The organism is Micromonospora sp. NPDC048835, assembly GCF_040649995.1.
Taxonomy (GTDB): Bacteria; Actinomycetota; Actinomycetes; order Mycobacteriales; family Micromonosporaceae; genus Micromonospora.
This window is the reverse complement of sequence record NZ_JBEZGM010000010.1, coordinates 169672-194516: the sequence shown is the minus strand read 5'-3', so window position 1 is coordinate 194516 and position 24845 is coordinate 169672. Positions and strand designations below refer to the sequence as shown.

Annotated in this window: 24 protein-coding genes, 3 tRNA genes and 1 pseudogene; 15 read left to right on the top strand and 13 right to left on the bottom strand. The window is 70.7% G+C overall.

The genetic code is table 11. The features are described from left to right. Nucleotide 1 precedes the first annotated feature (1 nt). On the top strand, nt 2–1264 hold the full coding sequence (locus AB0C15_RS15040; protein ID WP_357352078.1) for a DUF1501 domain-containing protein: 1263 nt from the start codon (nt 2–4) through the stop codon (nt 1262–1264). Between the two features lie 31 nt (nt 1265–1295). On the opposite strand, the gene AB0C15_RS15035 is transcribed toward AB0C15_RS15040, so the two are convergent. Together AB0C15_RS15035 and AB0C15_RS15030 are read right to left on the bottom strand one after the other, a co-directional pair. Continuing rightward, nucleotides 1296–2726 (bottom strand): sugar transferase, encoded by a 1431-nt coding sequence (locus AB0C15_RS15035; protein WP_357352156.1) that lies wholly within the window; start codon nt 2724–2726, stop codon nt 1296–1298. A 255-nt stretch (nt 2727–2981) separates the two neighbouring features. Next, nucleotides 2982–3908, bottom strand: coding sequence for an LCP family protein (locus AB0C15_RS15030; protein WP_357352154.1), 927 nt, complete (start codon nt 3906–3908; stop codon nt 2982–2984). Nucleotides 3909–4271: 363 nt separating this feature from the next. Between AB0C15_RS15030 and AB0C15_RS15025 the strand changes: the two genes are divergently transcribed. Both AB0C15_RS15025 and AB0C15_RS15020 read left to right on the top strand, forming a co-directional pair. Continuing rightward, nucleotides 4272–5090 (top strand): MOSC N-terminal beta barrel domain-containing protein, encoded by an 819-nt coding sequence (locus tag AB0C15_RS15025; RefSeq protein ID WP_357352076.1) that lies wholly within the window; start codon nt 4272–4274, stop codon nt 5088–5090. Between the two features lie 95 nt (nt 5091–5185). Further along, nucleotides 5186–6172, top strand: a complete 987-nt coding sequence (locus tag AB0C15_RS15020) for an expansin EXLX1 family cellulose-binding protein (protein WP_357352074.1) — start codon at nt 5186–5188, stop codon at nt 6170–6172. Between the two features lie 4 nt (nt 6173–6176). Here the strand turns inward: AB0C15_RS15020 and AB0C15_RS15015 are convergent, their stop codons facing one another. From AB0C15_RS15015 to bcp, 4 genes are all read right to left on the bottom strand, one after another. Continuing rightward, nucleotides 6177–6704: a GNAT family N-acetyltransferase gene (locus AB0C15_RS15015; protein ID WP_357352072.1), complete on the bottom strand. Its 528-nt coding sequence runs from the start codon at nt 6702–6704 to the stop codon at nt 6177–6179. Between the two features lie 95 nt (nt 6705–6799). Further along, a tRNA-Leu gene (locus tag AB0C15_RS15010) sits at nt 6800–6882 on the bottom strand. Nucleotides 6883–7186: 304 nt separating this feature from the next. Beyond that, nucleotides 7187–7546, bottom strand: a complete 360-nt coding sequence (locus AB0C15_RS15005) for a hypothetical protein (RefSeq protein WP_357352071.1) — start codon at nt 7544–7546, stop codon at nt 7187–7189. 29 nt (nt 7547–7575) lie between these two features. Then, entirely contained in the window at nt 7576–8052 is a 477-nt protein-coding gene (gene bcp / locus AB0C15_RS15000; RefSeq protein WP_357352069.1) for a thioredoxin-dependent thiol peroxidase, read from the bottom strand. Between the two features lie 220 nt (nt 8053–8272). Between bcp and AB0C15_RS14995 the strand changes: the two genes are divergently transcribed. Genes AB0C15_RS14995 through AB0C15_RS14980 form a run of 4 tightly spaced genes read left to right on the top strand, consistent with a single transcriptional unit; the run spans nt 8273 to nt 10942 of the window. Beyond that, nucleotides 8273–8989, top strand: a complete 717-nt coding sequence (locus AB0C15_RS14995) for an energy-coupling factor ABC transporter permease (RefSeq protein ID WP_357352067.1) — start codon at nt 8273–8275, stop codon at nt 8987–8989. Continuing rightward, complete coding sequence (locus AB0C15_RS14990; protein ID WP_357352065.1) at nt 8986–9402, top strand: PDGLE domain-containing protein; 417 nt, start codon at nt 8986–8988, stop codon at nt 9400–9402. Before AB0C15_RS14995 ends, AB0C15_RS14990 begins: the two co-directional genes overlap by 4 nt. Before the next feature lie 14 nt (nt 9403–9416). Continuing rightward, the gene (gene cbiQ, locus AB0C15_RS14985; RefSeq protein WP_357352063.1) at nt 9417–10187 is read left to right on the top strand and encodes a cobalt ECF transporter T component CbiQ; all 771 of its coding nucleotides are present in this window, start codon (nt 9417–9419) and stop codon (nt 10185–10187) included. Beyond that, nucleotides 10184–10942: an ABC transporter ATP-binding protein gene (locus AB0C15_RS14980; RefSeq protein ID WP_357352061.1), complete on the top strand. Its 759-nt coding sequence runs from the start codon at nt 10184–10186 to the stop codon at nt 10940–10942. The genes cbiQ and AB0C15_RS14980 overlap by 4 nt, the downstream gene beginning before the upstream one ends. 207 nt (nt 10943–11149) lie before the next feature. Here AB0C15_RS14980 and AB0C15_RS14975 read toward each other — a convergent pair whose 3' ends face one another. The 4 genes from AB0C15_RS14975 to AB0C15_RS14960 are packed head-to-tail and all read right to left on the bottom strand — an operon-like array spanning nt 11150 to nt 14082. Then, complete coding sequence (locus tag AB0C15_RS14975; RefSeq protein ID WP_357352059.1) at nt 11150–12229, bottom strand: hypothetical protein; 1080 nt, start codon at nt 12227–12229, stop codon at nt 11150–11152. Then, nucleotides 12226–12942 carry a thioredoxin domain-containing protein gene (locus AB0C15_RS14970; protein WP_357352057.1) on the bottom strand — a complete coding sequence of 239 codons (717 nt, stop codon included), beginning with the start codon at nt 12940–12942 and terminating at the stop codon, nt 12226–12228. The genes AB0C15_RS14975 and AB0C15_RS14970 overlap by 4 nt, the downstream gene beginning before the upstream one ends. Further along, nucleotides 12935–13459, bottom strand: a complete 525-nt coding sequence (locus AB0C15_RS14965) for a MauE/DoxX family redox-associated membrane protein (RefSeq protein ID WP_357352055.1) — start codon at nt 13457–13459, stop codon at nt 12935–12937. The genes AB0C15_RS14970 and AB0C15_RS14965 overlap by 8 nt, the downstream gene beginning before the upstream one ends. 32 nt (nt 13460–13491) lie before the next feature. Next, on the bottom strand, nt 13492–14082 hold the full coding sequence (locus AB0C15_RS14960) for a sigma-70 family RNA polymerase sigma factor (RefSeq protein WP_357352053.1): 591 nt from the start codon (nt 14080–14082) through the stop codon (nt 13492–13494). Nucleotides 14083–14254: 172 nt separating this feature from the next. Between AB0C15_RS14960 and AB0C15_RS14955 the strand changes: the two genes are divergently transcribed. The 3 genes and pseudogenes from AB0C15_RS14955 to AB0C15_RS14945 all read left to right on the top strand — a co-directional run. Further along, complete coding sequence (locus AB0C15_RS14955; RefSeq protein ID WP_357352051.1) at nt 14255–15922, top strand: copper resistance protein CopC; 1668 nt, start codon at nt 14255–14257, stop codon at nt 15920–15922. A gap of 17 nt (nt 15923–15939) precedes the next feature. Continuing rightward, entirely contained in the window at nt 15940–16674 is a 735-nt protein-coding gene (locus AB0C15_RS14950; RefSeq protein WP_357352049.1) for a YcnI family protein, read from the top strand. A gap of 688 nt (nt 16675–17362) precedes the next feature. Then, nucleotides 17363–17665, top strand: a pseudogene (locus tag AB0C15_RS14945) (hypothetical protein); the annotation flags it as partial. 346 nt (nt 17666–18011) lie between these two features. Here AB0C15_RS14945 and AB0C15_RS14940 read toward each other — a convergent pair. After that, complete coding sequence (locus AB0C15_RS14940; RefSeq protein WP_357352047.1) at nt 18012–19295, bottom strand: glycosyltransferase 87 family protein; 1284 nt, start codon at nt 19293–19295, stop codon at nt 18012–18014. 72 nt (nt 19296–19367) lie between these two features. On the opposite strand from AB0C15_RS14940, the gene orn reads away from it, so the two are divergent. After that, the gene (orn, locus tag AB0C15_RS14935; RefSeq protein WP_357352045.1) at nt 19368–19958 is read left to right on the top strand and encodes an oligoribonuclease; all 591 of its coding nucleotides are present in this window, start codon (nt 19368–19370) and stop codon (nt 19956–19958) included. A 105-nt stretch (nt 19959–20063) separates the two neighbouring features. Then, a tRNA-His gene (locus tag AB0C15_RS14930) sits at nt 20064–20139 on the top strand. A gap of 138 nt (nt 20140–20277) precedes the next feature. Here the strand turns inward: AB0C15_RS14930 and AB0C15_RS14925 are convergent. Together AB0C15_RS14925 and AB0C15_RS14920 are read right to left on the bottom strand one after the other, a co-directional pair. Further along, nucleotides 20278–21567, bottom strand: a complete 1290-nt coding sequence (locus tag AB0C15_RS14925; protein ID WP_357352042.1) for an Ig-like domain-containing protein — start codon at nt 21565–21567, stop codon at nt 20278–20280. A 247-nt stretch (nt 21568–21814) separates the two neighbouring features. After that, nucleotides 21815–23077 (bottom strand): Ig-like domain-containing protein, encoded by a 1263-nt coding sequence (locus AB0C15_RS14920; RefSeq protein ID WP_357352040.1) that lies wholly within the window; start codon nt 23075–23077, stop codon nt 21815–21817. Between the two features lie 188 nt (nt 23078–23265). Here AB0C15_RS14920 and AB0C15_RS14915 point away from each other — a divergent pair. The 3 genes from AB0C15_RS14915 to AB0C15_RS14905 all read left to right on the top strand — a co-directional run bounded on the left by AB0C15_RS14915 (nt 23266) and on the right by AB0C15_RS14905 (nt 24733). Continuing rightward, a tRNA-Lys gene (locus tag AB0C15_RS14915) sits at nt 23266–23341 on the top strand. A 557-nt stretch (nt 23342–23898) separates the two neighbouring features. Then, nucleotides 23899–24384: a hypothetical protein gene (locus tag AB0C15_RS14910; RefSeq protein WP_357352038.1), complete on the top strand. Its 486-nt coding sequence runs from the start codon at nt 23899–23901 to the stop codon at nt 24382–24384. A 163-nt stretch (nt 24385–24547) separates the two neighbouring features. Then, on the top strand, nt 24548–24733 hold the full coding sequence (locus AB0C15_RS14905; protein WP_357352158.1) for a hypothetical protein: 186 nt from the start codon (nt 24548–24550) through the stop codon (nt 24731–24733). Nucleotides 24734–24845 lie beyond the last annotated feature (112 nt).

Sequence of the window (24845 nt, the reverse complement as noted above, 5' to 3'; positions counted from 1 at the left end):
CATGGATGCAGTGACCCGGCGCAGGTTCCTCCTGGCCTCGGGAGTTGCCGGAGGCAGCGCCCTCGTCGCCGGCGCGGCGAGTCTGAGCCTGGGCAACCTGCTGCGGACGGCAAGTGAGGCGTCCGGCGGCGAAGACCACCGTAAGACGCCCAAGCTGGTCATCGTCACGCTCTACGGCGGCAACGACGGCCTCAACACGGTCGTGCCGTACGCGAGTTCGGCGTACCACTCGGCGCGGCCCGAGCTGGCCTACAAGCCGGAGCGGGTGCTTCGCCTCGACGACGCCCTGGGGTTGAACCCGATGCTCAAGGGCTTGAGCTCCCTGTGGGGCGAGCAGCGGTTGGCGGTCGTCCTCGGAGTCGGCTACCCGAGACCGGATCGCAGCCACTTCCGCTCCATGGACATCTGGCAGACCGCCTCGCCGAGCGGTCCGACCAGCTCGGGGTGGGTGGGCCGGTGGTTGGACGGCACCAAGGCCGCCCCCGAGGCGGCGGTCAGCTTCGAGCCCATGCTCCCGCCTCTGCTCGCCGGGGAGACCCGTACCGGGGCCTGCGTGAGCATCGGTGGGCTCAGGTTGCCGCCCGGGATCACCGCGGAGATGGTCGGGGCGTTGGGGCACCGGGAGCCGAACGAGTCCGATCTACAGGCGCGGGCCGCGGACGCGTACGCCAACCTCATCAACATCGACCAGTTGATCCGGCATGCCGAGGCGGTCAGCGCGCCACCGGAGGCCAGCGTCCAGCCGGACACCCCGGCCACGAGCACGGGTGGTTCGAACGTCCTGTCCGCACAGCTGTCACGGGTGGCGCTGTGTGTCGAGGCCGGTGTCCCGACCCGGGTGTACTCGGTGAGTCTCGGTGGGTTCGACACGCACGCCTCGGAGCGGCTCGGCCACGAGTTCCTGCTGCGTCAGCTCGACCAGGCCCTGACCAGCTTCGCTGGCCGGCTGGCCCGCACCGAAGCTGGTCGACAGGTCACCACCGTGGTCTACAGCGAGTTCGGCCGGCGGGTCCGGGCGAATGCCTCCGACGGCACCGACCACGGAACCGCCGGCCCCGTCCTCGTGCTGGGTCCCCAGGTCGCCGGCGGCCTCTACGGGGAGCAGCCGAGCCTGACCGACCTGGACGACGGTGACCTCAAGGCGACGACCGACTTCCGCGATGTCGTCGGCACCCTGCTGGCTTCGGTGTTGCAGGCCGATCCGGCGCGCTACGTCGCTGGCGGGTACGAGCCGAAGATGCTGCCGTTCCTCGCACGCGACTGACGGTCACGACCGGACCGGCAGGTGGCTGTCGTCAGCGACCGCCACCCCGGAACACCTCCGCGACGGTCCGGAGCACCACCTTCACGTCGAGCCAGAGTGACCAGTTCTCGATGTAGTAGTTGTCGAACCTCGCCCGGTCGGAGATCGGGGTGTCGCCGCGCAGGCCACTGACCTGCGCGAGCCCGGTCAGGCCGACGGGCACCCGGTGACGCATCGCGTAGTTCGGGTATTCGGCCGAGAACTTCTCCACGAAGTGCGGCCGCTCCGGCCGGGGCCCGACCACGCTCATCTCACCGCGCACGATGTTCCACAGTTGCGGCAGCTCGTCCAGGGACGTGCGGCGCATGAACCGCCCGATCGGGCCGACCCGCCGGTCGTGCGCGATGGACCAGTTGGTCTGTGACTCCTGCTCGTCGACCGGGCGCATCGAGCGGAACTTGATGACGTTGAACGGCTTGCCGTACCTGCCGATCCGTTCCTGGTAGAAGAAGATGCCCCGGCCGCCGTCGATGAACGTGGCGATCGCGCAGAGCAGCAGCACCGGGCTCAGCAGGATGAGTGCAAGGCTGGCGACGAGGACATCGGAGGCCCGCTTGATGGCCCAGCGCGGACCGGACAGCGTCGTGTCGCCGATCTTGGCAATCGGAATGGCGCCGATGTGGTCGGGGTACCCCGCCTGGGACCGGGACCCCCACAGGCGCGGCACCACCCAGAGGTCGCAGCGCGAGGTGTTGGGCTGGAGCAGGGTCGCGATCAGGGTGGACTCCGTGCAGTCCGGGTCGGCGATGACCAGGACGTCGCAGTTCAGCAGCCGGACCAGTTGTTCGACGTTGTCGAGGGTGCCGAGCAGCGGAACGGCGCCGGGGTCCTGTCGGGATGCGGCGTCGACGCAGCCGACGAAGCGCAGGCCGTACTGGGGGTAGCGCCTCAGCAGCCGGGCCAGCTCCACGCCGATCGGGCCGCTGCCGATGATGATGGCGTTGTGCTCCACCCACCGTCGCCGGCGCGCGACGATCGTCAACTTGCGGCTGAACGCACGACCCGCGATCACCAACGCCGCGGAGAGCGCGACGCCGCGCATGAAGCTTGTCACGTACTCCACCGAGGCGTGCCGTTCGGCCGCGATGATGGCCACCACCGCGGCCGAGGCCAGCAACCGCCCGCAGAGGATCGGCAGTTCGTCGAGGATGCTGACGTGCCTGCGGGCCCGGTAGAGCCCACCCGCGGCGAAGATCGCCACCGTGAGGGCGGCGTTGGCGAGCGTCCCGCGCCAGTAGTTCTGGGTCAGCAGCAACGGGGTCAGCAGCGCCACGACATCGACCGGCGCCGTCATCATCCAGGCACGCAGGAAACGGGTGCCGGTCGAGGCCTTGGAGCTGGCGTAGGGCAGCACCGCGGTCGTGTCGAGACCGGGGACCATCGCTGCCTTCGCCGGCGGGTCGGGCCGCTCGACGCGGGGCATGGCGGCAACGGTTGGCCCGTCGTTCGCCTGCGCGCCCTCCGTGGTCACCGACTGCTGTGCAGCCGACTGTTGCTGCGGCACCACCGCCTGCTGCCCGGCTCCGTCAGGCACGCTCGAATAACTCACCGCCGAATGGCGTGACATGATCGATTCCTCCCCGTGACTACCCTCGGCCTTACATGTCGCGCCTTCGGGCGATCGCAGGATATGAGTCGCTCAGCTGCGCCGCCAGAGCCGGATGGACGATTGGACGCCCTACTTCCCGGCGGCCAGGATTTCCGGCACGGCGTCGCGCCGAACCGCGTTGTAGAAGGACTTGGCCTTCTCGGTGTTGGCGAAGACCACGCTCTCGCTGCCGACCCGGCCGGTGCCCTTCGTCGGGCTGGTCAGGAAGGTCATGTTGCCGCCGCGCAGGTTGCGCAGGTCGGTCGCCATGTCCAGTAGGGACATCTTCTCGTCGACCGAGACCGCGCTGGACGAGGCCTTCACGAACGAGTTGAGCCGGCCCGGGTTGGTGAGGATGCCACCGGAGGCCGCCTTGTCCATGATTGCCCTGATGACCTGCTGCTGGTGCCGGATGCGGGCGAAGTCGCCGTCGGCGAACTGCTTGCGCTGCCGCGAATAGTCGAGAGCGGCCTCGCCGTCCATCTGCTGCATGCCCTGCTTGAAGTTACGGAACGGCGGGTGGATCGAGGTGAACGACTTCTCCGAGTCGATATCGACGCCACCCAGTGCGTCGATGATCTCGACGAATCCGGCGAAGTCAATGATCATGACGTGGTCGATCCGGACGTCGGTGAACTTCTCCACGGTCTGCACCATCAGCGGCACGCCACCCCAGGCGTACGCAGCGTTGATCTTGGCGTCCCGGCCGCCGTTGTTGCCGTCCTTGGAACGCGGCACCGGCACCCAGGTGTCACGGGGGATCGAGACGAGCTGGGCGCTGGATCGATCCTTCGGAATGTGGGCCAGGATGATGCTGTCGGTACGCGAACCGGTCGTGCCCTCCGGATCACGGGAATCGCTGCCCAGAATCAGCATGTTGAGAGCGCCCTTGGCCGCTGCCTGCGGACGGCCCTCCTCGGGCACGTCAGCGAACGCGTCGACCCGGTCGATCCCGGAATTGATCGAACGGAAGTAGAGCCCGCCCGCGATGAGACCGCCACCGCCGAGCAACGCCATCACCAGAAAGGTGATCAGGGCGACCTTCTGCCACCGGGGGCGGCGACGCCGCGACCGGGGCGCCTCAGTCGGCTCAGTCGGCTCGGGCGGCGACTGCTGGTCGAAGAACTGGGTCTGGGGTTCCACGTACTCCTGGCGATACTGCATGCCGCGATGCTACTGATTCCGGGTTACCAGCATGTACCCCCGTGTGGTCCATCCGGCCGCACATCCTGGCTAAACGGCCTTTTCCACCAACGAATGCCTGAACCTGAAATGAAGCAGAGGTGGACGCCGCGCAGGTGCGCCGAACCATCGCCCGTACCCCACTCGCACCCGTCGCCGCATTGCCCGGCGACGGAATCGGCGTGGCATGGTAGCCGGGTGCGGCTGACCTCGATTCACACGTACCCCATCAAGGGTTGTCACCGGCTCGACCACGACGGCGCGTTCGTGCAGCCCTGGGGCCTGGCCGGCGACCGGCGCTGGATGATCGTCGACGACGACGGCGTCGGCGTCACCCAACGGGACACGACCCGGCTGGTCGACCTGCGCGCCGACGTGCGCCCCGGCGGCCTGTCGCTGCGCGCCGACGGGCAGCCCGACCTCGACGTGCCGGAACCGGCCGGCGGCGAACCGGTAGCGGTGCGCACCTTCCGCAGCCGCGCGTTCCCGGTCCCCGCGCTCGCCGCCGGCCAACCGGCCGACGACTGGCTCGGCACCCTGCTCGGCCGACCGGTCCGGCTGGTCTGGTTGGCCCAGCCGACCCGCCACCTGGCCGCCGGGACCCGCGAGCACGACACCGGGGACCAGGTCAGTTTCGCCGACGCCTACCCGCTGCTGCTGGCGAACGCCGCGTCCCTCGACGTCCTCAACGACTGGCTGGCCGAGGCGGGGGAGGAGCCGGTGCCGATGACCCGGTTCCGACCCAACCTGGTGGTCGGTGGCGCGCCCGCCTGGGCCGAGGACGAGTGGGTCGGTCGGCCACTGCGCGTCGGCGACCGGATGTTCCGCGCCGCCGGGCCGTGCGACCGTTGCGTGGTGACCACCACCGACCAGGAGACCGGGGTACGCACCAAGGAGCCGCTACGCACCCTCGGGCGGCACCGCAACATCGGGCAGAAACTCCTCTTCGGACTGAACCTGGTGCCGCTCGACAGTGGACCCCTGACGGTGGGCGCCCCGGTCGTCGTCGCACCCTGACCGCCGGTACCTCGCGGTCACCGTCCGTCGACACTGTCTTAGCTTTGGCTTAGCCCGCTTGTCGGCACCCGCCCGGGTCCGGCAGCATCGCCGTCGTGACGGACGGAAGCGCGGTCGACATCGAGATCGACCTGGACCATCCGCCAGAGGCCCGACCCGCGCCGCCGTCCGGCGCGAAACCCTGGCTGGTCGCCACCGGCGTCACCGTCCTCGCCGCGGCGCTCGGGCTCACCCTCACCCTGCGCTCCGGCTCCACCCCGGCCTGCGCCGCCGGTCGGACACTCGCCGCCGCCCCGCCCACCGGCACCGCCACCCACAGCGGCAAAGCGACCTTCTACGACTCCAAGGGCGCCGGCGGCAACTGCTCCAACCCGGCCGCCCCGGCCAACCGGCTCTACGTCGCGCTCGGTCCGACCGAATACTCGGCAGGTGCCGCCTGCGGCGGGTTCCTCGACGTCGTCGGCCCGAAGGGCACCGTCCGGGTGCTCATCATGGACCAGTGCCCGGAGTGCGAACCCGGCCACCTCGACCTGTCCCGCGAGGCGTTCGCCCGGATCGCCGACCCGGTCCAGGGCCTCGTTCCGGTCACCTACCGCGCGGTGGTCAACCCGCCGCTGCCCGGACCACTCACCTTCCGGATCAAGGAGGGCGCGTCGCAGTGGTGGTTCGCCGTCCGCATCGGCAACCACGGCAACCCGCTGCGGTCCGTCGAGGTCCGGCAGGGTGACAGCGGCCCCTGGCAGTCGGCCGCCCGGCAGGACTACAACTACTGGCTGATCGCCTCCGGCGCCGGACCGGGCCCGTTCAACCTCCGGATCAGCGACGTGTACGGCAAGCGCGTCACCGTCAGCGGCATCCGGATGGCACCGGGCCAGGTGCAGAACAGCACGGTCCGGATGTACGCACCCGGCGGCGGGCCGGCCCCGCGCCCGTCCGCGTCGACCCGCCCGCCGAGCAAGCGACCCGCGGCCACGCCGACACCCGCTCGTCGGCCGGTCGAGGTGGCCCAGACGAGCGCGCCGGCCACCGGGGCGCCGACCAGCGGTTCGGCCCGGGCGATCGCCAGGTGGTGCGAGGGCTGACCGTTCAGTCGACGACGGTCAGGTCGAGCCACATCAGAATTTCGTCCCGGTCGTCATCGGGGGCCAGCCGCAACGCTCCCGGCAACCGGCCGACCTCCCGGAAACCGAGGCGGCCGTAGAACTTGTCCAACCCCAGACCGTCGCGCACCGTGACGTGCAGCGCCTCAAGGCCGAACGTCCTGCCCAGCCGGGCGGCCTCCATCATCAACGCCGAGCCGTAGCCGGTGCCCTGGGTGTCCGGGTGGACCATCACCCGCGTCAGCAGACACCAGTGCGCCGTGAGCGAGAAACGGTTGTCGGTGAAGATCAGCATGCCGGCCAGCCGGTCCCCGGAGTAGCCGACGAGCAGCCGGTCCGGGCCGTCGGTGATGCCGGCGAAGGTCGGATCGGCGGTGACCCGCACGTCGGCGGTGGTGACCGGTGGTACGAAGCCGACCGCGCCGCCGGCGTTGCTGACGTCCACCCAGAGGTCGACGATCTCGGCGCGTAGCTGCGGGGTCAGGTCGGGGTCGAGGACGAGGCGCAGACTCACGCGAGCCATCCTGCCCGCACGACGACGTCCGCGACCCTCGACAGTGACGCGCCCGACAGCGGTCGTGCCGCCCGGCAGGTGATGTTCCCAACCTGTGCGGGAGAGGGGATTCGAACCCCCACATCCTTCCGGATACAGGTTCCTAAGACCTGCGCGTCTGCCGTTCCGCCACTCCCGCCAACTCCCTGAGTCTAGAGCGTCTGGCTTCGACGGTGTTGAGCCCGGCCTCCCTGAGGACGGTCGAGATCGTGCCGTGACCAACTCTGCACCCCCGCCCGGCAGACCGCGGAGGATCCCGGACAGTCGCTTCGGCCCGGCATCCGGGTGCGCCAGCGCCTGCTCCATCACCGCGTCGCGACGAGCTTCCGAGCGCCAACTGCGGTTCGGGCGTGGTGGCAGAACGCCGTCCTGCTCCAGCCATCGCCGGACCTTGTGCAGATACGCCGGGGTCCAGCCCAGTTGCCGTGCCGCCTCCACGGCCGTCACCTGCTGGGCGTCGACCCGACCGAACAGGTCGACGATCTCCGGGCGGGCCGCAGGGCGGCGATCGAAGCCGGCCACCCCGTCGTAGCTTTCCTGCTCATCGGTCGGTATCGCCAGCCTTTGGCCAGCACGACCAGGAGTTGCGCGGACGTGGTGCGCCGTTCGCCGCGCCGCCCCCTGTTGTGTGCCTGCCTGGTGAAGTGCGACGTGTCGATGCCGAACCTCTTGAGCTGGCGGCTGATGTGCGCGTGTGCGCCGCCGCTGACGCGTACGCCGAGCAACCGCAGCACGTCGGTGACGTTGCGCGCGGCGGCGGCCGCCGTGGCGAGCACCTCGGGGGTGTACTTGTATCGGGCCATTCACGGAAAGTAATGGCCTGGTGCGACAGTCAGTCCAGGCCGAGGTCGCGACGGAGCTTGGCGACGTGCCCGGTGGCCTTGACGTTGTAGAGCGCCCGCTCGATCTTGCCGTCGGCGTCGATCACGAACGTCGAGCGGATCACGCCGGTCACGGTCTTGCCGTACAGCTGCTTCTCGCCGTACGCGCCGTAGGCGACAAGCACCGCCTTGTCCGGGTCCGACACCAGCGGGAAGGTGATGGCGTCGCGCTCCCGGAACTTCGCCAGCTTCTCCGGCTTGTCCGGGGAGATGCCGACGACCTCGTAGCCGGCGGCCTGGAGGGAGGCGAGCGAGTCGCGGAAGTCGCAGGCCTGCTTGGTGCAGCCGGGGGTCATCGCGGCCGGGTAGGCGTAGAGGACGACCTTGCGGCCGCGCAGGTCGGCGAGGGAGAGCTGGTCGCCGGTGTCGGTGCCGAGGGTGAAGTCGGGCGCGGGGTCACCGGGGGAGAGACGGTCGGGCGCGGTCATGGCCCGACCCTACCGCCGCGCCTGTCGGTGCCGCCGGTCCCGCCGCGCCGCTGCCGACGCCGATCCCTGGCTGCCGTCGCCGCTGCTCCCTCCGGCTCGTCACCTGCGGTAAAGGTGATCATTACCTCCCGTTGTTGCCAGGCTATGGCAACAACGAGACCTGGGAAATAGGCTGAGCCTCGCTGGTCCGGTCCGGGCCCGCTGACGCGTGGGAGGTCGCGTGGAGACACTGGCGATGCACATCTCGAACGGGATCATCGATGGTCCCGTGGCGGCGATCTTCGCTGCGCCCGCTCTTGCCGCGCTCACCGTCTGCGTGCTGCGCGCCCGGCGTGACCTGGACGACCGGCTGGCGCCGATGGCCGGCCTGGTGGCGGCGTTCATCTTCGCCGTCCAGATGCTCAACTTCCCGATCTTCACAGCCGGTGTCAGCGGCCACCTGCTCGGTGGCGCGCTCGCCGCGATGCTCGTCGGCCCGTGGGTCGGCGCGCTCTGCGTGTCGGTGGTGCTCGTCGTGCAGGCACTGATCTTCGGCGACGGCGGCGTGGCGATGCTCGGCCTCAACATCACGAACATGGCGCTGCTCGGCACCGCCGCGGCGTACCTGCTGATCGCACTGCTCCTGCGGGTGCTGCCCCGCACGCCCGCCGGTCTTGCCGTGACCGCCTTCGTCGCGGCCATGCTCAGCGTGGTGGTCGCGTCGCAGGGCTTCATCCTCCAGTACTGGCTCGGCGGCACCACCGACCTGGGCGGCAACCTCGCCGGCCTGGCCGGCACGATGGCCGGCACCCACCTGCTGATCGGCATCGGCGAAGGGCTGATCACCGCGACCACCGTGCTGACCGTCGCCAAGGTGCGCCCCGACCTGGTGTACGCGCTGCGCTCCCTGCGTACCCCCACCACCCCCGCTGTCGCCGTCTCCGGAGGTGTCCGATGAAGAACCGCTCCTGGGCCTTCCTGGCCGGTGGCCTGCTTGTCGCCCTGCTGCTCGCCGGGGTGGTGAGCAACTACGCCTCGTCCCACCCGGACGGGCTGGACTCGTCCCTGCTCAAGGGCTGCACCGTCGACGCCGACGACACCATCGTCGCCGGCAGTTGCCCGGCGCAGCAGGCGAAGGACCACGAGTTGGGGGACAGCCCGCTGGCCGACTACGGCGTGAAGGGCGTCACGAACAGCTTCGTCTCCACCGGCCTCTCCGGGGTGCTCGGCGTGTTGGTCACCTTCGCGATCGGGGCCGGCGGTTTCTGGCTGCTGCGCCGTCGAGGCGGCGCGCCGACCGGCGGCGACGCGACCTCCGCGCCGGTCACCGAGGGTGACGCGGCCACGTCGCGCGTCGGCACGGCCGGCTGAGCGGGGGTACGCGGATGGGAGCCGGTCACGGGCACGTGCTGTACCGCGAGTCGGACTCGCCGGTGCACCGGCTCCCGCCCGAAGTCAAGATCGTGGCGATGGTGGTCTTCACCCTCGCTGTGGTGGCCACCCCGCGCGAGGCGTTCTGGGCCTTCGGCGCGTACGCCGTGCTGGTCGCGGCGGTGGCGGCGCTGGCCCGGGTGGGACCATGCTGGTTGCTCAGCCGGGCGTTGATCGAGCTGCCGTTCGTGCTGTTCGCCGTCGCCCTGCCGTTCCTCGGCAGCGGCGACCGGGTCGAGGTGCTGGGCCTGCGGCTGTCCGAGGACGGGTTGCACGGCGCGTGGAACATCCTGGCCAAGGGCACCCTCGGGGTGCTCGCCTCGCTGCTGCTCGCCGCGACCACCACCACCCGGGACCTGATCGTGGGGCTGGACCGGCTGCACTGCCCGCAGGTGCTCACCCAGATCGCCACGTTCATGCTGCGTTACCTGGACGTGCTCGTCGGCGAGGCGCGGCGGATGCGGGTGGCCCGGATCTCCCGGGGCGACGACCCGCGCTTCCTGTGGCAGTTGCGCGGCTTCGCCGCCGGGATCGGGGCGTTGTTCCTGCGCGCCTTCGAACGCGGCGAGCGGGTCTATCTGGCGATGCTGTCCCGGGGTTACACCGGGCGGATGCCCGCCGTGTGGCAGGGCGAGGGCGCGGCGAGCGTCGGCCAGTGGCTGGTCGCGGCGACCGTGCCGGTGTTGGCGGCCTCCATCGCCGCCACCGCCGTCGTACTGTCATGATCGGTGTCGTGCAGACCGCTGTCTCGCTCGACGTTCGGGGCGTCCACTACGCGTACCCGGACGGGCACGTCGCCCTGCGGGGGGTCGATCTGACCGTGCCACGCGGCGACCGCGTGGCGCTGCTCGGCCCCAACGGCGCCGGCAAGACCACTCTCGTGCTGCACCTCAACGGCATCCTCGCCCCGACCGGGGGCACCGTGAGCGTGGGCGGGCTGACGGTCACCCCGGATCGGGCCACCCTCGCCGAGGTGCGCCGCCGGGTGGGCATCGTCTTCCAGGACCCGGACGACCAGCTCTTCCTGCCCACCGTGGCGGAGGACGTGGCGTTCGGGCCGGCGAACCTGGGCCTGCGCGGGGCCGAGCTGGCCGCCCGGGTGGACGAGGCGCTCGCCGCGGTGGGCATGGGTGAACACCGGGACCGGGCCCCGCAGCACCTGTCGTTCGGGCAGCGCCGCCGGGTGGCGGTGGCCACCGTGCTCGCCATGCACCCGGAGATCCTGGTGCTCGACGAGCCGTCGTCGAACCTCGACCCGGCGGCCCGTCGGGAGCTTGCCGAGATCCTGCGCGGCCTGCCGGTGACCCTGCTGATGGTCACGCACGACCTGCCGTACGCGGCGGAGCTGTGCGAGCGTTCGGTGATCCTGGACGACGGCCGGATCGTCGCCGACGCCCCCACCCGCACCCTGCTCAACGACGCCCCCCTGCTGGCGAAGCACCGCCTGGAACTCCCCCAAGGCTTCACCCCAAACCCCTGACCCCTCCGCACCCCGCACCCCCGCACCCCGCACCCCGCGCGCCCGCACCCCGCACCCCGCGCGCCCGCACCCCGCGCGCGATCTTGCACTTTCTGTCCCCGCCTTTGCCGCAAATGCCGCATAACTCCGACACAAAGTGCAAGATCGCCGGGCCGAGCAGGGCCGAGCAGGGCCGGGCCGCGCAGGGCCGAGCAGGGCCGGGCTGGGTCAGGGGGTTGGCACCGGGGTGGCGGTGCGGGAGGCGGCGTGTAGGCGCAGGATGCCGGCGACTGTCGCGCCGGTGCCGGTGATCAGGAAGAGCGCCACCAGCACCCGGGCAGCCGTGGGTGACCAGGGCACCGGGGCGATGGAGCGGGCGAACACGGCGGCGTTCGACGCTCCGGCGAAGAGCGCCAGGCAGGCGCCGGCGAGCGCGACCACGAAGTCGGCGGCCGGGCGGCGGCGCAGCGCGTACCAACCGGCGGCGATGGCGCCGAGGCCGGTGAGCAGGGACCAGATCTGCCCGGAGAGCAGCCCGACCAGCACGCCGCCGACGCCCTGGGCGCCCGCGTCGATCTCCCGTCCCACCGGGTACCCGACGGCGAGTGTGCCGCCGGCGACCAGCAGCACGCCGAGCGCGGACAGTGCCCGCCCTCCGGCCGCTGATCCTGCCGCCGCCAGGCCGAGCGCGCCCACCGCGAGCAGCCCCACGATGGTGACCGCCCACCAGGTGTACGCGTCCGGTGGTGGTACCCAGTCCAGGGTGCCGCCGATCACCACCGGGTTGGTGCCGTCGCGCAGCGGGATGGTCCAGTTCCGGACCCGGTGCTCGCGGTCGGGTGCGGCGCGTACCGCGTCCGGTGGCGTCGCCTCCTGCCACAGCGCGCGCTGGTCGTGCCACCGGGCGGTGGTGCCGTCGGCGATCCGCCGCCAGGATGGCGCCGCGGCCGGGTCGGCCTCGGCCGGGAGCGCGGTGTCGCCGGCGATGGTGCGGTTCAGGTACGTGGCGGGGGAGTGGCTGTTCTCGAAGACCCCGTCCGGGCCGACCCGCAGGTAGGGCTCACCGGAGTAGCCGATGACCTCGATGGCGCGGCCGGTGTCGTTCGTCAGCTCCAGTCGGGCGCCCGCCTCGATGACGCGTACCTCGAGCCCGGGCCGCGCCGGTGCGACCCCGTTGGTGCGGGTGCGGTAGTCGGTGCCGTCCGGTGCGTCCGCGCCGTGCGCGGCGGCGGGCGCCGCGCTGACCAGGGTCACCAGGCCGGCTGCGGCCGCGACCAGTCCGGCGCGGCCGCACAGGGTACGGATCACTTGCCGGCCGCCGCCACGGCTGCGGTGAGAGCGTCCGGGGTGGGGTTCTCCACCGGTTTGCCGTTGACCCTGACGGTCGGGGTGCCGGTGACGTTGCTCCGGCTGGCGTCGTCGGTGACGTGCTCGGTCCAACCCTTGTACGTGTCGTCCCTGACGCAGGTGCCGAAGGAGCCCTGGTCGAGGCCCACGCTGGTGCCGATGTCGATGAGCTGGTCGTTGGTGAGGCCGGCGCTGCCCTCCGGCGGCTGCTGGGCGAAGAGCGCCTTGGCGTACTCGTGGTACTTGCCGCCGGCGGCGGCGCAGCCGGAGGCGGCCGAGGAGCGGGTGGAGTACTCGGTGGTGGAGAAACGGTTGAGGAAGGCGACCGGGTGGTAGACCACCTTCGCCTTGTTCTCGGCCACCAACTGTTCGAGGGTCGACCCGCTGGTCTGCTCGAACTGCTTGCAGACCGGGCAGAGGAAGTCTTCGTAGACGTCGACGGTGACCGGGCCGCCGCCGGTGACGATGCCGGTGCCGGCCGCGTTGGCGCCGGGCGGGGTGGTGACGTCGTCGGAGCGCTGGCTGGACCAGACGGCCCAGCCGATGACGCCGGCGACGACCAGGACGACGACCGCGGCGGCGGAGACCCAGATCGTGCGACGGCGGCGCTGCTCGCGGGCCAACTGCTCGCGGACCACCCGGGCGGCGTCCCGCTGCCCCTTGCGACTACTCATCCTCGTCCTCCACAACGGGTTCGCCGGCCAACCACCCGTCCACCGATACCGGCGTACGCGGCCAGATCAGCAGAAATCCGGCCAGAACCAAGAATCCCAGGTCCCGGAGGATCTCCGGGAGGTAACTGGGTGCCTGCCCCGCCGCCAGTTGCCCACCGCTGCCGAAACAGCCGCAGTCGATGGCCAGCCCGCGTGCCCAGGCCGAGGCGATCCCCACGATGAAGACCACGAGCAGCGCGGCGGAGACCCCGGCGACGAGCCGGGTGGCGAGCCCGATCAGCAGCAGCACACCCAACGCCAACTCGACGAAGGGCAGCGCCGCGCCGATCACGGTCGCCACGTCGTACGGCATCACCTGGTACGCGTTGACCGCCCGCCCGGAGGCGGCCAGGTCACCGACCTTCGACGCGCCGGCGACCAGCCAGACGGCGGCGAGGCCGAGCCGGGCGGCGATGCCGAGCCAGGGGCGGACCAGGGGCCAACGGCGGCCCCCGGGGGAAGGTGCTGTCACGTTCATTTGTCGTCCCGTCGGCGCCTGAAGTTCCGAACTCAGCCGGTCAGGGCGTCGCCGACAGCCTCGACCAGATCGTCCCGGGCCCGGGCCACCCGGGAGCGGATCGTCCCCACCGGCACCCCTTCGACGGCGGCGGCCTCGGCGTACGAGAGGCCGAGCAGTTGGGTGAGCACGAACGCGGAGCGCCGCTCGGGGCCGAGGCGGCGGATGAGGTCGGCGGCGCCGAGCTGGCCGGCCGGGTCCGGGTGTGGTCGGTCGGTGTACGCGTTCGCGGCGAGGCGTTCGTCGAGTCGTCGACGCCGAATGACCGTACGCAGGTGGTCGGCGCAGGTGCGCCGGGCGATGCCGAGCAGCCAGGTGCGGGCGCTGGAGCGGCCCTCGAAGGCCGGGAGGGCCCGGAACGCCCGCAGGTAGGTCTCCTGGGTCAGGTCGTCGGCGCTGTCCGGGTCGACCAGGGCGGCGGCGAACCGCCAGACCTCGGCCTGGGTCAGTCGGACGAACGCCGCCTGGGCGGCGGGATCACCGTCGCGGGCGGTGAGCGCCCATTCGGTGGCCGGGTCCCGGGCGACCTCACCAGCCGGTGCGGCCGGACCGGCGGCACCGGAGTCACGCGGGACAGGGATCACGACACATCAGGTTACGCGGCGACCGGCCCGACGTCAGTGTCCTTCGGTCGTTGGATGGTCTGCGCCACGTCGGGAACTTTCTTCAGGCCCCGGCCGACTACCAGTTCATGACGTGCGACCACAGGCGCGACCACCCCCCTCGGGTCGCCGAGGGGGACACCCATCGGCGACCATGGCCGGCATGACTGTCGCCCCCCGCCGCTGGGTCGCCCGGCTGGCCGCAGCCGCCGGCCTCCTGGTCACCGTCGTCGCCCTGTTGATCGCGCCAGCCACCTCCGCCAGCGCCCACGCGGTGCTGCAGAGCAGCAGCCCGGCCGCCGCGTCGATCGTGCCGAGCGGGCCCTCCGAGGTGGTCCTCACCTTCAGCGAGGGGGTCCGTAAGGTGCCCGGCAAGATCCGGGTCATCGGGCCGGACGGGTCCCGGGCCGACCGCGGCGAACCGTCGTTCAGCAGCACGGTCGTGACAATTCCGGTGGATCCGGGTGGCGCCCGCGGCACCTACCTGGTCAGCTTCCGGGTGATCTCCGCCGACAGCCACCCGGTCTCCGGGGCGTTCACCTACTCGGTCGGTGCCCCCTCGACCCCACCCACCGACTCCGGCACCGACAGTCGCGCCAACCCGGTCGTGGAGACGGCGGTGAAGGTGGCCCGCTTCCTCGGCTACGCGGGCCTGGTCCTGCTGGTCGGGCCGGCGCTGGTGCTCGCCGCGCTCTGGCCGCGACGGCTCTCCCGGCGTGGGCCGACCCGGCTGGCCTGGACCGGCCTCGGCCTGGTGGCCGTCGCCACCCTCGCCGACCTGTGGCTGCAGGTGCCCTACACGGCCGGCGGTGGTCTCTTCGACGTCACCGGCGAGGGGTTCGGCACTGTCTTCGGCAGCGCCTTCGGCGCCGCCCACCTGGTCCGACTTGGCCTGCTGGCAGCATCCGTCTTCCTGCTCCGCCCGCTGCTGGCCCGGCCCGCCGGCCGCGCGGACGCGATCATCCTGGCCGTGCTCGGCGGCGCCGCCCTGTTGACCTGGCCGCTGGCCGGGCACCCGGCGGCCTCCCCGGCGCCGGCGGTCTCGGTGGTGGTCGACGCGGTCCACCTGGGCAGCATGGCCGTCTGGCTGGGCGGTCTGCTCATGCTCGCCGTCTTCCTGCTGCGGCAGGCCGACGAGCGGGAGTTGGGCGCGATCCTGCCGATCTGGTCGCGCTGGGCGGCGCTCGCCGTCTCGGCGCTGCTGCTGGCCGGCACCGTCCAGGCGCTGATCGAGGTGGCCACCCCGCAGGCGCTCGTCGAGACCACGTACGGTCGCCTGCTGCTCGCCAAGATCGGGCTGTTCGCGATCGTCATCGCCGTGGCCGCGTACTCCCGGCACCTGGTGCGCAGCCGGGTCGCGGCGCAGCGCCCGGTGCCGGTGCGCCGGGCGGTCCTGGTGGAGTTGGCCGTCACCGTCGTGGTGCTGGCCGTGTCCGCCACGCTCGTACAGACGACGCCGGCCCGCACCGCGGTGGCCGGTCCGTCCGCCGGGGCCGAGTCCGGCTTCTTCAGCACCCGCCTGTCCAGCCCGCTGCTCTCCGTCGAGGTCGAGGTGAGCCCGGCCGAGCGGGGCAACAACACGGTGCACCTGTACGCGTACGACAAGGCCAACCAGCCGCTGCTCGTGGCGGAGTGGAAGGCGACGGTCGCGCTGCCCGCGGCCGGGATCGAGCCGATCGACGTGCCGTTGCTGCGCTTGACGGACAGCCATGCCTACGGCGACATCAGCCTGCCGACCGCCGGCGACTGGCAGCTGAAGATCACTGCCCGCACGACAGACATCGACCAGGCCACGGTGACCGCCACCGTGCCCATCCGTTAGAGAGGTCCGCGAAACCCATGACCCGATTCCGGCGTACCGCAACCGCCGCTGCCGCCCTGGCGTTCACCGCCGCCGCCACCGCTGTGCTCGGCTTCGCCGGACCGGCGTCCGCCCACGTCACGGTGAACCCGAAGGAGGCGACCCAGGGCGGCTACGCCCGGGTGGCGTTCCGGGTGCCGAACGAGAGCGACAGCGCGTCGACCACCAAGCTGGAGGTGGTGCTGCCGGAGAACGCCCCGGTCGGCTCGGTGTCGACGATGCCGGTGCCCGGCTGGACGGTCGCGACCGAGAAGCGCAAGGTGGACCCGCCGATCGAGGTGCACGGCAGTCAGCTCACCGAAGCCGTCTCCAAGATCACCTGGACGGCCTCCGGTGACGCGGGGGTGAAGCCGGGTCAGTTCCAGGAGTTCCCGGTCTCGCTGGGGCCGCTGCCGCAGGTCGACTCGATGGTCTTCAAGGTCCTGCAGACCTACTCGGACGGCAACATCTCGCGGTGGATCGACGAGCCGGCGCCGGGTGCCGAGGAGCCGGAGCACCCGGCCCCGGTGCTCACCCTGGCCGCCGCGGCGGCGCCGTCGGGTTCGGCCGCGCCGAGCGCTGCCGTCGCGAAGCCCGACGACGATGACGACGATGACGGCAACGGGCTCGCCGTCGGTCTCGGCGTGGCCGGTCTCGTCGCCGGTCTGGCCGGCCTGGCGCTGGGCGGGTTGGCGTTCGCGCGTACCCGTCGGGAGCCGGTCGCCAAGGCCTGACCCCCGCCCCCACCCGCTGGCCCGCCGGATCACCCGGCGGGCCAGCGTGCTTTCCGGAGTCGGTGCCGACCATGCCGTGGATATCCCCTGATCAGACGGGCTACGTCGGTAAGGTCGGCCGGGTGTTTGGCTACGGAGGGGGACGGTGCGGATGCGGTTCGTGCGGGTGATCGCCGGAGTGCTGCTGTTGGTCGTGGGAATTCCGGCGTTGTTCGGCGGTGGTGGGCTGTGGCTGGTGACCCGACACGCCGACCCCGGCGGGGCCTTCACCGCCCGCTTCGAGACGGTCCGCACGCCCGGTCACGCGGTCGTCGTCACCGACCTCGACCGACTGCTGCGGCAGGAGGCGCCGTTCGCGCGTACCGCGCAGACCCGACTGCGACTCGACGCCCGCACCCCGGACGGCCCGGCCTTCGTCGGGTTGGCGCCCACGGTCGAGGTGCGACGCTGGCTGGAGGCGGTCCCGCACGCCACGGTCCGTCGGGCGGCGCTGGCCCGGGGTCCGCTGCCGGTCCGGCTCGATCCGGCCGGACCGGCCACCGACGCCCCGGGCGTCGCGGCCACCGACGGGCCGGTCACGCCGCTGGGCCAGCCCTTCTGGGTACGCGAGGGGATCGGTTCACTGGAGTGGAGCGCGGACGACCTCGCCGACGAACCGATGAGCCTGGTGGTGATGCGCCCCGACGGTGGCACCGACCTGGCGCTGGACCTCCGGGTGCAGTGGCGGGCCGGGTGGACCGGCCCGGCCGCCTGGGGTCTGCTGACCGTCGGCGTCCTGCTCGTGGTGTGCGCGGTACTGCTCCTGCTGCGACCGTTGCGCCCGCGCGAGGTGATCTTCGTGGTCGAGCCGGACCAGGTGCCGGTGCTCGCCGGTCGGCTCGGGGTCACCTCGCTGAGCGGCCTGGGACCCCGGCAACCGGAATCGGGTCCGCCGTTGCCGGTACGACAACTCGCCCCGGTCGGTTCCGGGTCCGGAGAGCGATCCCGACCGGCGATCGGAGCTGCGCGCGCGGACACCCTCGCCGATCTGGTCGAGCCGGCCCGGCTGCCCCGCCCGCCGGAGGTGACGCTGAGCCTCGCCTGGCCACCGGCCGACGCGGACGACTCGACCGCCCGGCCGGTGGTGGTTCCGCCGGATGACGGTCCGGCCGGTGGTGGTCCCGCCGACGGCGGCCCGGCCGGTGGTGGTCCCGCCTGACGACGGCCCGGCAGCCGGCCGACGCGGACGACCCGGGCGGGTGAAACGGCGAGTGGCCCTCCGCGCTGCCGACGCGGAGGGCCACTCTCACCGGGGGATCGGTGCTACCCGAGCGACGCTTGAGGTAGATGAGGACAGGTTAGCGCCGAACGTGGCTACTCGGGAGGTCTGTCCAATTGATGTGATTTTCCGCGCTGAGTCCGGATCGGAGCGGCAACGCGGCGAGCAGCAGCAGGCTCAGCAGCACGTAGGCGTTCTGCAGGACGAAGTCCACCGGGTTGTGGGTGTGGACCGGCCCGGCACCCCAGTCCTGGAATGTCACCACGCCGTAGATGGTCACCGCGGTGATGCCCAGCGCGAGGCCGGCCAACCACCGACGCCGACGAACCTGGTCGGGGCGGTCGGCACTCAACGCCGCGTCGACGAGCAGCACCACCGCGGGTATGAACCAGTAGATGTGGTGGGTCCAGGTGATCGGGCTGGCCAGCGCACCCACCAACCCGGTCAACGTCAGGCCGGTCAGCGGGTCACCAGCCCGCGCCGCCCGGGTGGCCCGCCACAGCCCGAACGCGGCGACCACGGCCACCACCAGCAGCCAGAGCAACCGGCCCGGTTTCTCCGGCTCGGTGAACCGGCTGAGCAGGCCGAACAGCGACTGGTTGCCGACGATGTCGGTGCGTCCCACCCGCTCGGTGGTCCACAGCTCGTGGGTCCAGAACCGCCACGAGTCGCTAGGGGCGATCGCCGCCGCGAGCAGGGTCGCGGCCGCCGCGGTCGCGCTCGCCACCGCCGCGGCCCGCCACCGCCGGGTGGCCAGCAGGTACACGATGAAGATGCCGGGGAAGAGCTTGAGTGCCGTCGCCAGCCCCACGCCCACCCCGGCCCAGCGTCGCGCCTGCGGCACGGCGAACAGCAGGTCGGCCAGGATCAGCACGACCAGCAGCATGTTGATCTGGCCGAAGGTGATCGTCTCGCGGATGCTCTCCACCGCCAGCACCAGCAGGACGGCGGCGACCAGGGTGAACGTTCGGGGCAGGTCGTGTCGGGCGATCACCGGGGCCACCAGCCACCGGGTGGTCAGCACCACGGCCAGCACGGTGAGCGCGGTGAAGATCGCCACGGTGGCGCCGAGCCGCAGCAGACCGAACGGCCACAGCAGCAGCGCGCTGAACGGCGGATAGGTGAAGTACAGCTCGCCCTGCACCCGGTCGGGTTGAACGTAGTCGTAGAGCGGATGCCCGACCCGCCACCAGTCCATCGCGGACATGTAGATCTTGAGATCGAAGAAGTTGTGCACGAGACCGGGCAGGTAGAGCGCTGGCAGCACAGCGGTGAGAGCCACCACCGCGACCAGGCGACGGACCGTACGGCCGCCGGGATCGTCTTCGGTGACGGCGGGCGGTGCGACGGGTTCTGCTGGCACCCCGAAACCCTAGCGGTCCGCTCCGCCGAGAGCGCGCAGCCGCAGGGCGTGGGCTGCGCGTAGGCTGTCCCGGTGGCTGATCTCCTTGTCTGGATCGACTGTGAGATGACCGGGTTGGACCTCGGCAGGGACAAACTGATCGAGGTTGCGGCACTGGTCACCGATCCTGACCTAAACGTGCTCGGTGATGGTGTCGACGTGGTCATCCACGCCGACGAGGCGGCACTGGAGGGGATGCCGGAGGTCGTGCAGACGATGCACGCCAAGTCCGGCCTCACCGAGGAGGTCCGTCGTTCGGCGGTCACCCTCGCCGAGGCGGAGGACCTGGTCCTGGAGTACGTCCGGACCTTCGTCAAGGACCCGCGTACGGCGCCGCTGTGCGGCAACTCGATCGCCACCGACCGGGGCTTCATCGCGCGGGACATGCCCCGCCTCGACGCGCACCTGCACTACCGGATGATCGACGTGTCGTCGATCAAGGAACTCTGCCGTCGCTGGTACCCGCGGGTGTACTTCGGCCAGCCGCAGAAGGGTCTCGCGCACCGGGCGCTCGCCGACATCCGGGAGAGCATCCGGGAGTTGGAGTACTACCGGCGCACCGTCTTCGTTCCGCTGCCCGGCCCGGACGTCGAGACCGCCAAGGCCATCGCCGCCGAACTCTGACCGGCCGCTGAGCTGACCGGCAACCCGCTGGACGTGCCCGGCTGTGGTGTGGCTATTATTGGTCCGCACCCCGCCCGGAGCGATCGACCGGGCGACGGCGGCATGGTGGCTGTAGCTCAGTTGGCAGAGCACCGGGTTGTGGTCCCGGTTGTCGGGGGTTCAATTCCCCTCAGTCACCCCACGAAAAGGCCCCCTCTTCGGAGGGGGCCTTTTGTCGTTGTCGAGGCTCTGCCGGCCGGTGATCGACTCCGCTTTCAGGAAACCGGGGCGTCCGATCGAGCGGGACGCCCCGGTTTCAGGAAACGCGAGTGGATCGAGGTCAGGACGTCGGGGTGGGGGACGGGGTGACCGCCCCGTCCGGGGTCGGGGTGGCGGCGTCCGGGTCGGCCGGAGGCTCGTACGGCAGGGCGCTGCCCTTGACGTACTCGTCCCAGCTCATGTTCCAGTCCGTCCAGCCGTTGCCGTTCTGCAGCTTGCGCTCGGTGCCCTTGACCGTGATCGGGTCGCCGATCTGGGTGTTCTTGAAGAGCCAGTCGCCGTTGGCCATCGACACGTTCACGCAGCCGTGCGACACGTTCGTGGTGCCCTGCTGCCCCTCGGACCAGGGCGCCGCGTGGATGAACTCGCCACCCCAGGTGAGGCGCTGCGCGAAGTCAATCTTGGTGCGGTAGCCCTCCTCCGGGCCCAGCTCCTCGAACGTGTCGAAGACCGTCTTGCGCAGCTTCTCGATCACGACCATGGTGCCGCTGGACGACGGGGTGCTCTTCTTGCCGAGGCTGACCGGGATGGTCTTCACCACGGAGCCGTTGCGGGTGACGGTCATCCGCTTCGTCTTGTTGTCCACGGTCATGACCACCGCGGCGCCGATCTTGATGTCGACCGAGAGGTCGGCGCGGCCGTACCAACCGGCACCCATCGGCAGACCACCCGCCTGGACACGGTAGGAGACCTTGCTGTCGGGCTTCCAGAACTCCTTCGGCCGGTAGCGGATCTCGGTGGGGCTGACCCAGTGCCAGATCCCCTCCTGGGCCGGGGTCGAGGTCACGGTCATCCGGCGCTGGACGTCGTCGCGGTAGTCCTCCGGGACGGCCCGGCTGAACTTCACGATCAGCGGCATGCCGACCCCGACCACCTGGTTGTCACCGAGGAAGCTGCTCACACGGATCTGGTTGCCCGGCTTGGCCATGGTGGTGAAGGTGCTGGTCGCGGTGGCCGGACGCCCGTCGTCGCCGGTGGCGGTCACGGTCGCGGTGTAGCTCGTGCCGTACGCCAGCGCGCCGGACGGCAGCCACGACTTGCCGTCCTTGGCGAGGGCGCCCTCGACGACCTTGCCGGCGGCGTCCTTCAGCTCGACAGCGGTCTCCACGGCGTCCTTCGCGGTGAAGGTGATGCCTGTGGACGCCGGCACGTCCTTGGCGTCGGCCGCCGGCTCACTGATCGTCGCGGCGGCCTTCGGTGCCGGGCTCTCGTCGCCGCCGTGCCAGGAGGACGGCTTGCCACCGTCGTTGGTGCAGGCGGAGGTGAAGGCCAGCGCCACGGCGAGGAGCCCCGCCGCGAACACACGGCGTCGCCCACCGGGCCTGATCAGCTGATCCTGGCTAGCTCGCATGGATTCCCTCACAGTCGTGGTCGCTGCCCCATCGTCTCGTACTGACGCGCCAGAGCCGGCCCCGGTTGCCGAGGGTGAATCGAAACACGTCATCAATAGTGCCCGAATACTGCTACTATCCGGCGTTTCGCGAATCTGGCTCGTCTCCGTACCGGACTGCGGGGGTCGCCGCGCCGTCGTCGGTTGGCGGAGTGCAAGGGTACGCCGGCCCCGCCAACAGCAGGACCGGCGCAACGAGGCGGACGGGTCAGACCGCCGGACCGGCACCACCACTCGGCACCGGAAGCGCACTGCCCTTGATGAACTGCGACCAGCTCAGGCTCCACGCCGTCCAGCCATTGCCGGCGGCGATCCTCCGCTCGGTGCCCTTGATGGTGATCGGGTCGCCGATCCGGGTCTTGTCGAACAGCCACCTGGCGTTCGCCATCGACACGTTCACGCAGCCGTGCGAGACGTTCTGCCGCCCCTGCACGTGCTCCGACCAGGGCGCCGCGTGGATGTACTCGCCACCCCAGGTGAGCCGCTGGGCGAACTGGATGTCGGTCACGTAGCGGTTGGCCGGGTCCGGGTCGTCCCGGGTGTCGAAGACCGTGGCTTCCTTCTTCTCCATCACGACCATCGTTCCGCTCGACGACGGTGTGCTCTTCTTGCCCAGGCTCACCGGAATGGTGCGGACCGGCGCGCCGTTCTCGTACACCGTCATCTTCTTGTTGGCGTTGTCGACCTTCATCTCGAACGACCGGCCGATCTTGGCGGTGGCCTTGCGGTCGACGTCGCCGTACTTGCCGTTGCTCAGCGGCACCCCCGCGAGGGCGATCCGCACCGTGATCGTGGTGCCCGGCTTCCAGTACTCCGGGGCCCGGTAGTAGGCCTGCGTACCGTTGCTGACCCAGTGCCACGCGCCCGGCTGCGGCGGGTCGGTCTTGACGAACATCCGCTTCTGGACGGCGGCACGGTCCTTCTTCGGGATGCCCGGGTGGAACTCGGTGACCACCGGCATGGCCACCCCGTAGCTCTTGTCGTCGAAGAGGTACAGGCCCGACCCGATCATCGACTTCGGCTTGGCCATCGTGGTGAAGCTGCTGGTGCCCTGGCTGCTCGCGCCGTCCGACCCGCTGGCCGTCACCGTGGCCGTGTAGCGGGTGCCCCACTTGAGAGGCGTGGACGGCACCCAGGCCGACCCGTCGGTACGGAGCTTGCCCGCGATCGAACCGCCGCCGTCCGCCGTCAGGGTGACCGCGGACACCTTCCCGCCGTCCGGGAGCTTCGCGCTGATCTCCGTGCTCACCGGCCGGTTCTTCGTGCCGTTCGCCGGGCTCAGCGTGAGTGCCGGCCCGCTCGGTGTGCTTGGCGTCGACGGTGCGGGTGAGCCGGCGGCGGCGCTCGCGTCCGGCGACGCCCCGCCAACGAATTCCGGCTTCTTCTCGTCGCTGCCACACCCGGTCAGCGCCAGCGACGCCGCCAGAGTCAGGGCGCCCACCACCGCCCCGGCTCGCGTGAACCGTGCCATGCCCACCTCTGTTCTCGCGTACCTGGCGGACATCGTGCCGCATCGACGCCGCAACCCACGCCCCGATCTTGGCGGCGATGGTCGGTTTGGGGCTTTTTGCCGGCAAAGCTCGACCGAAGGGGGGACCCGGCCAACCGAATTGGAGCCCGCTCCGGAGGGGTGCTAATGTTCTCTCCGTTGCCGAACGAGCGCCGCTAGCTCAACTGGCAGAGCAGCGGACTCTTAATCCGCGGGTTCGGGGTTCGAGTCCCTGGCGGCGCACCAACGATCAAGGCCCTGACCTGGTGGTTCGCACCGGGTCGGGGCCTTTTCGCGTCTGCGCACGGGTGTGGTGGCTCGGTGGGTGCTCGGGAGCCGATGGACCGGGGCGGCTCCGGTGGGACGCGGCGGGGTGCTCGCGGACGCCGGTCGGTGACTGCCGGCGCGCGGGTGGTCGGACGGCCGGGGTCGAAAGTGCGGGAGTTCCCTTGTCGCGTCACTGCGGCGCCGGATCGCCGGGATCAAGGTTGCCGCGAGCCAGTGCCCATCCTGGACGTAGGTTTGGGCACCCTCCCACCGTGGCTGCGCGCCACCATGAACCTTCAGCCATCCCTGCTTCAGATTGAACAGTAGAGAACGCGCGGCCCTTCGAGTGCTGGCCGCTCGTCGCCCCTGCAGCGCGACGGTTCGCCTGAATCGAAGCCGGGCCACACCTCGCGGCTCGAGGTCTTGCTCCGCATGTGTATCAACTGTAGATTTCAGTGAGCAAACACTAGAGCCCGGCCCGGGGCGCCTTGGTTCGCAGCCTGCGACGCCCTCGGACCAGACAAGGAGATGCTCTCATGCAAACCGCGATCGCCGCTCCACGAGAGCAGGTCGTCGTAGACGTCACGGGGTGGGCATCACACCACCGAGATGCGCTGATGAGTGCGATCAACGACGTCGTTGACGTGGTCGTCAAGGTTACCGAAGCCGACGACTACAACGAGGATCACGGCTGGACAAAGGCAGCGCTGACGAGGCTTCTGAGTCGACTGTCCGTCGAGCGCGGCTGGGTCGTTGCGAAAGCCTTCGAGGCAGCCGTCGCGAACGGCGGCTTCGTTAGCCGGGAGACGGTGTATGAGCTCGGCGGATATGACCCCAGTCGCCAGCTCAAGGGCTTTACTCGACCGATCAAGCGGATCGCGCAGCTGATGCGTGATCGTGGAGAGATCGCTTCCGACGCGATAAATCCCTTCTACCCGGATTACGACCCGAACGTTGCCGGCTACCAGCCGGCTAGAGGCTTCATCGTGCCGTCGACGCTCGTAGCCCTCTACTCCGAATAACCTCCGCCCCACTGATCGTCGGCGATCGCCGGCTGGTCTGAGCCCTGACGACGTAACCCAAACAGATGCCTCCCACCCTATTGCGGGTGGGAGGCATCTGTCAGAGATCCTCGGCTCGCTGATCTTTCTCCACACCGGTGTTGATGATGCCTGGCACACATTTGTGGGACAGCACCTCGGCGCTTGGATCGACCGCGCCGGCCACGCCGGCTACCCCGAACTGCGCGGCTTCGCCGCAGGACTGGCCAGCGACCCCGATGCCGTCGTCGCCGGCCTCGCCCAGCCTTGGAGCTCAGGCGCGGTCGAAGGCCACGTCGACCGCATCAAGACCATCAAGCGGCAGATGTAGGGCCGCGCGAACCTTGACCTCCCTCGCAATCGTGTCCTCGCCACCTCATGACCCGTCGCTAAGATCAATCAATCGCGGAATGTCCCAGAGCCCCGTTTGGAGCGGCGTTGAC

What these genes read in the sequence shown, in the direction of transcription:
- AB0C15_RS14925 (WP_357352042.1), bottom strand. Translation starts at nt 21,567, where the DNA reads ATGCGAGCTAGCCAGGATCAGCTGATCAGGCCCGGTGGGCGACGCCGT.
- AB0C15_RS14910 (WP_357352038.1), top strand. Translation starts at nt 23,899, where the DNA reads ATGCAAACCGCGATCGCCGCTCCACGAGAGCAGGTCGTCGTAGACGTC.
- AB0C15_RS14920 (WP_357352040.1), bottom strand. Translation starts at nt 23,077, where the DNA reads ATGGCACGGTTCACGCGAGCCGGGGCGGTGGTGGGCGCCCTGACTCTG.
- AB0C15_RS14955 (WP_357352051.1), top strand. Translation starts at nt 14,255, where the DNA reads ATGGCCGGCATGACTGTCGCCCCCCGCCGCTGGGTCGCCCGGCTGGCC.
- AB0C15_RS14980 (WP_357352061.1), top strand. Translation starts at nt 10,184, where the DNA reads ATGATCGGTGTCGTGCAGACCGCTGTCTCGCTCGACGTTCGGGGCGTC.
- cbiQ (WP_357352063.1), top strand. Translation starts at nt 9,417, where the DNA reads ATGGGAGCCGGTCACGGGCACGTGCTGTACCGCGAGTCGGACTCGCCG.
- bcp (WP_357352069.1), bottom strand. Translation starts at nt 8,052, where the DNA reads ATGACCGCGCCCGACCGTCTCTCCCCCGGTGACCCCGCGCCCGACTTC.
- AB0C15_RS15005 (WP_357352071.1), bottom strand. Translation starts at nt 7,546, where the DNA reads ATGGCCCGATACAAGTACACCCCCGAGGTGCTCGCCACGGCGGCCGCC.
- AB0C15_RS14990 (WP_357352065.1), top strand. Translation starts at nt 8,986, where the DNA reads ATGAAGAACCGCTCCTGGGCCTTCCTGGCCGGTGGCCTGCTTGTCGCC.
- AB0C15_RS15035 (WP_357352156.1), bottom strand. Translation starts at nt 2,726, where the DNA reads ATGCCCCGCGTCGAGCGGCCCGACCCGCCGGCGAAGGCAGCGATGGTC.
- AB0C15_RS14965 (WP_357352055.1), bottom strand. Translation starts at nt 13,459, where the DNA reads ATGAACGTGACAGCACCTTCCCCCGGGGGCCGCCGTTGGCCCCTGGTC.
- AB0C15_RS15040 (WP_357352078.1), top strand. Translation starts at nt 2, where the DNA reads ATGGATGCAGTGACCCGGCGCAGGTTCCTCCTGGCCTCGGGAGTTGCC.
- AB0C15_RS14970 (WP_357352057.1), bottom strand. Translation starts at nt 12,942, where the DNA reads ATGAGTAGTCGCAAGGGGCAGCGGGACGCCGCCCGGGTGGTCCGCGAG.
- AB0C15_RS14950 (WP_357352049.1), top strand. Translation starts at nt 15,940, where the DNA reads ATGACCCGATTCCGGCGTACCGCAACCGCCGCTGCCGCCCTGGCGTTC.
- AB0C15_RS15030 (WP_357352154.1), bottom strand. Translation starts at nt 3,908, where the DNA reads ATGGCGTTGCTCGGCGGTGGCGGTCTCATCGCGGGCGGGCTCTACTTC.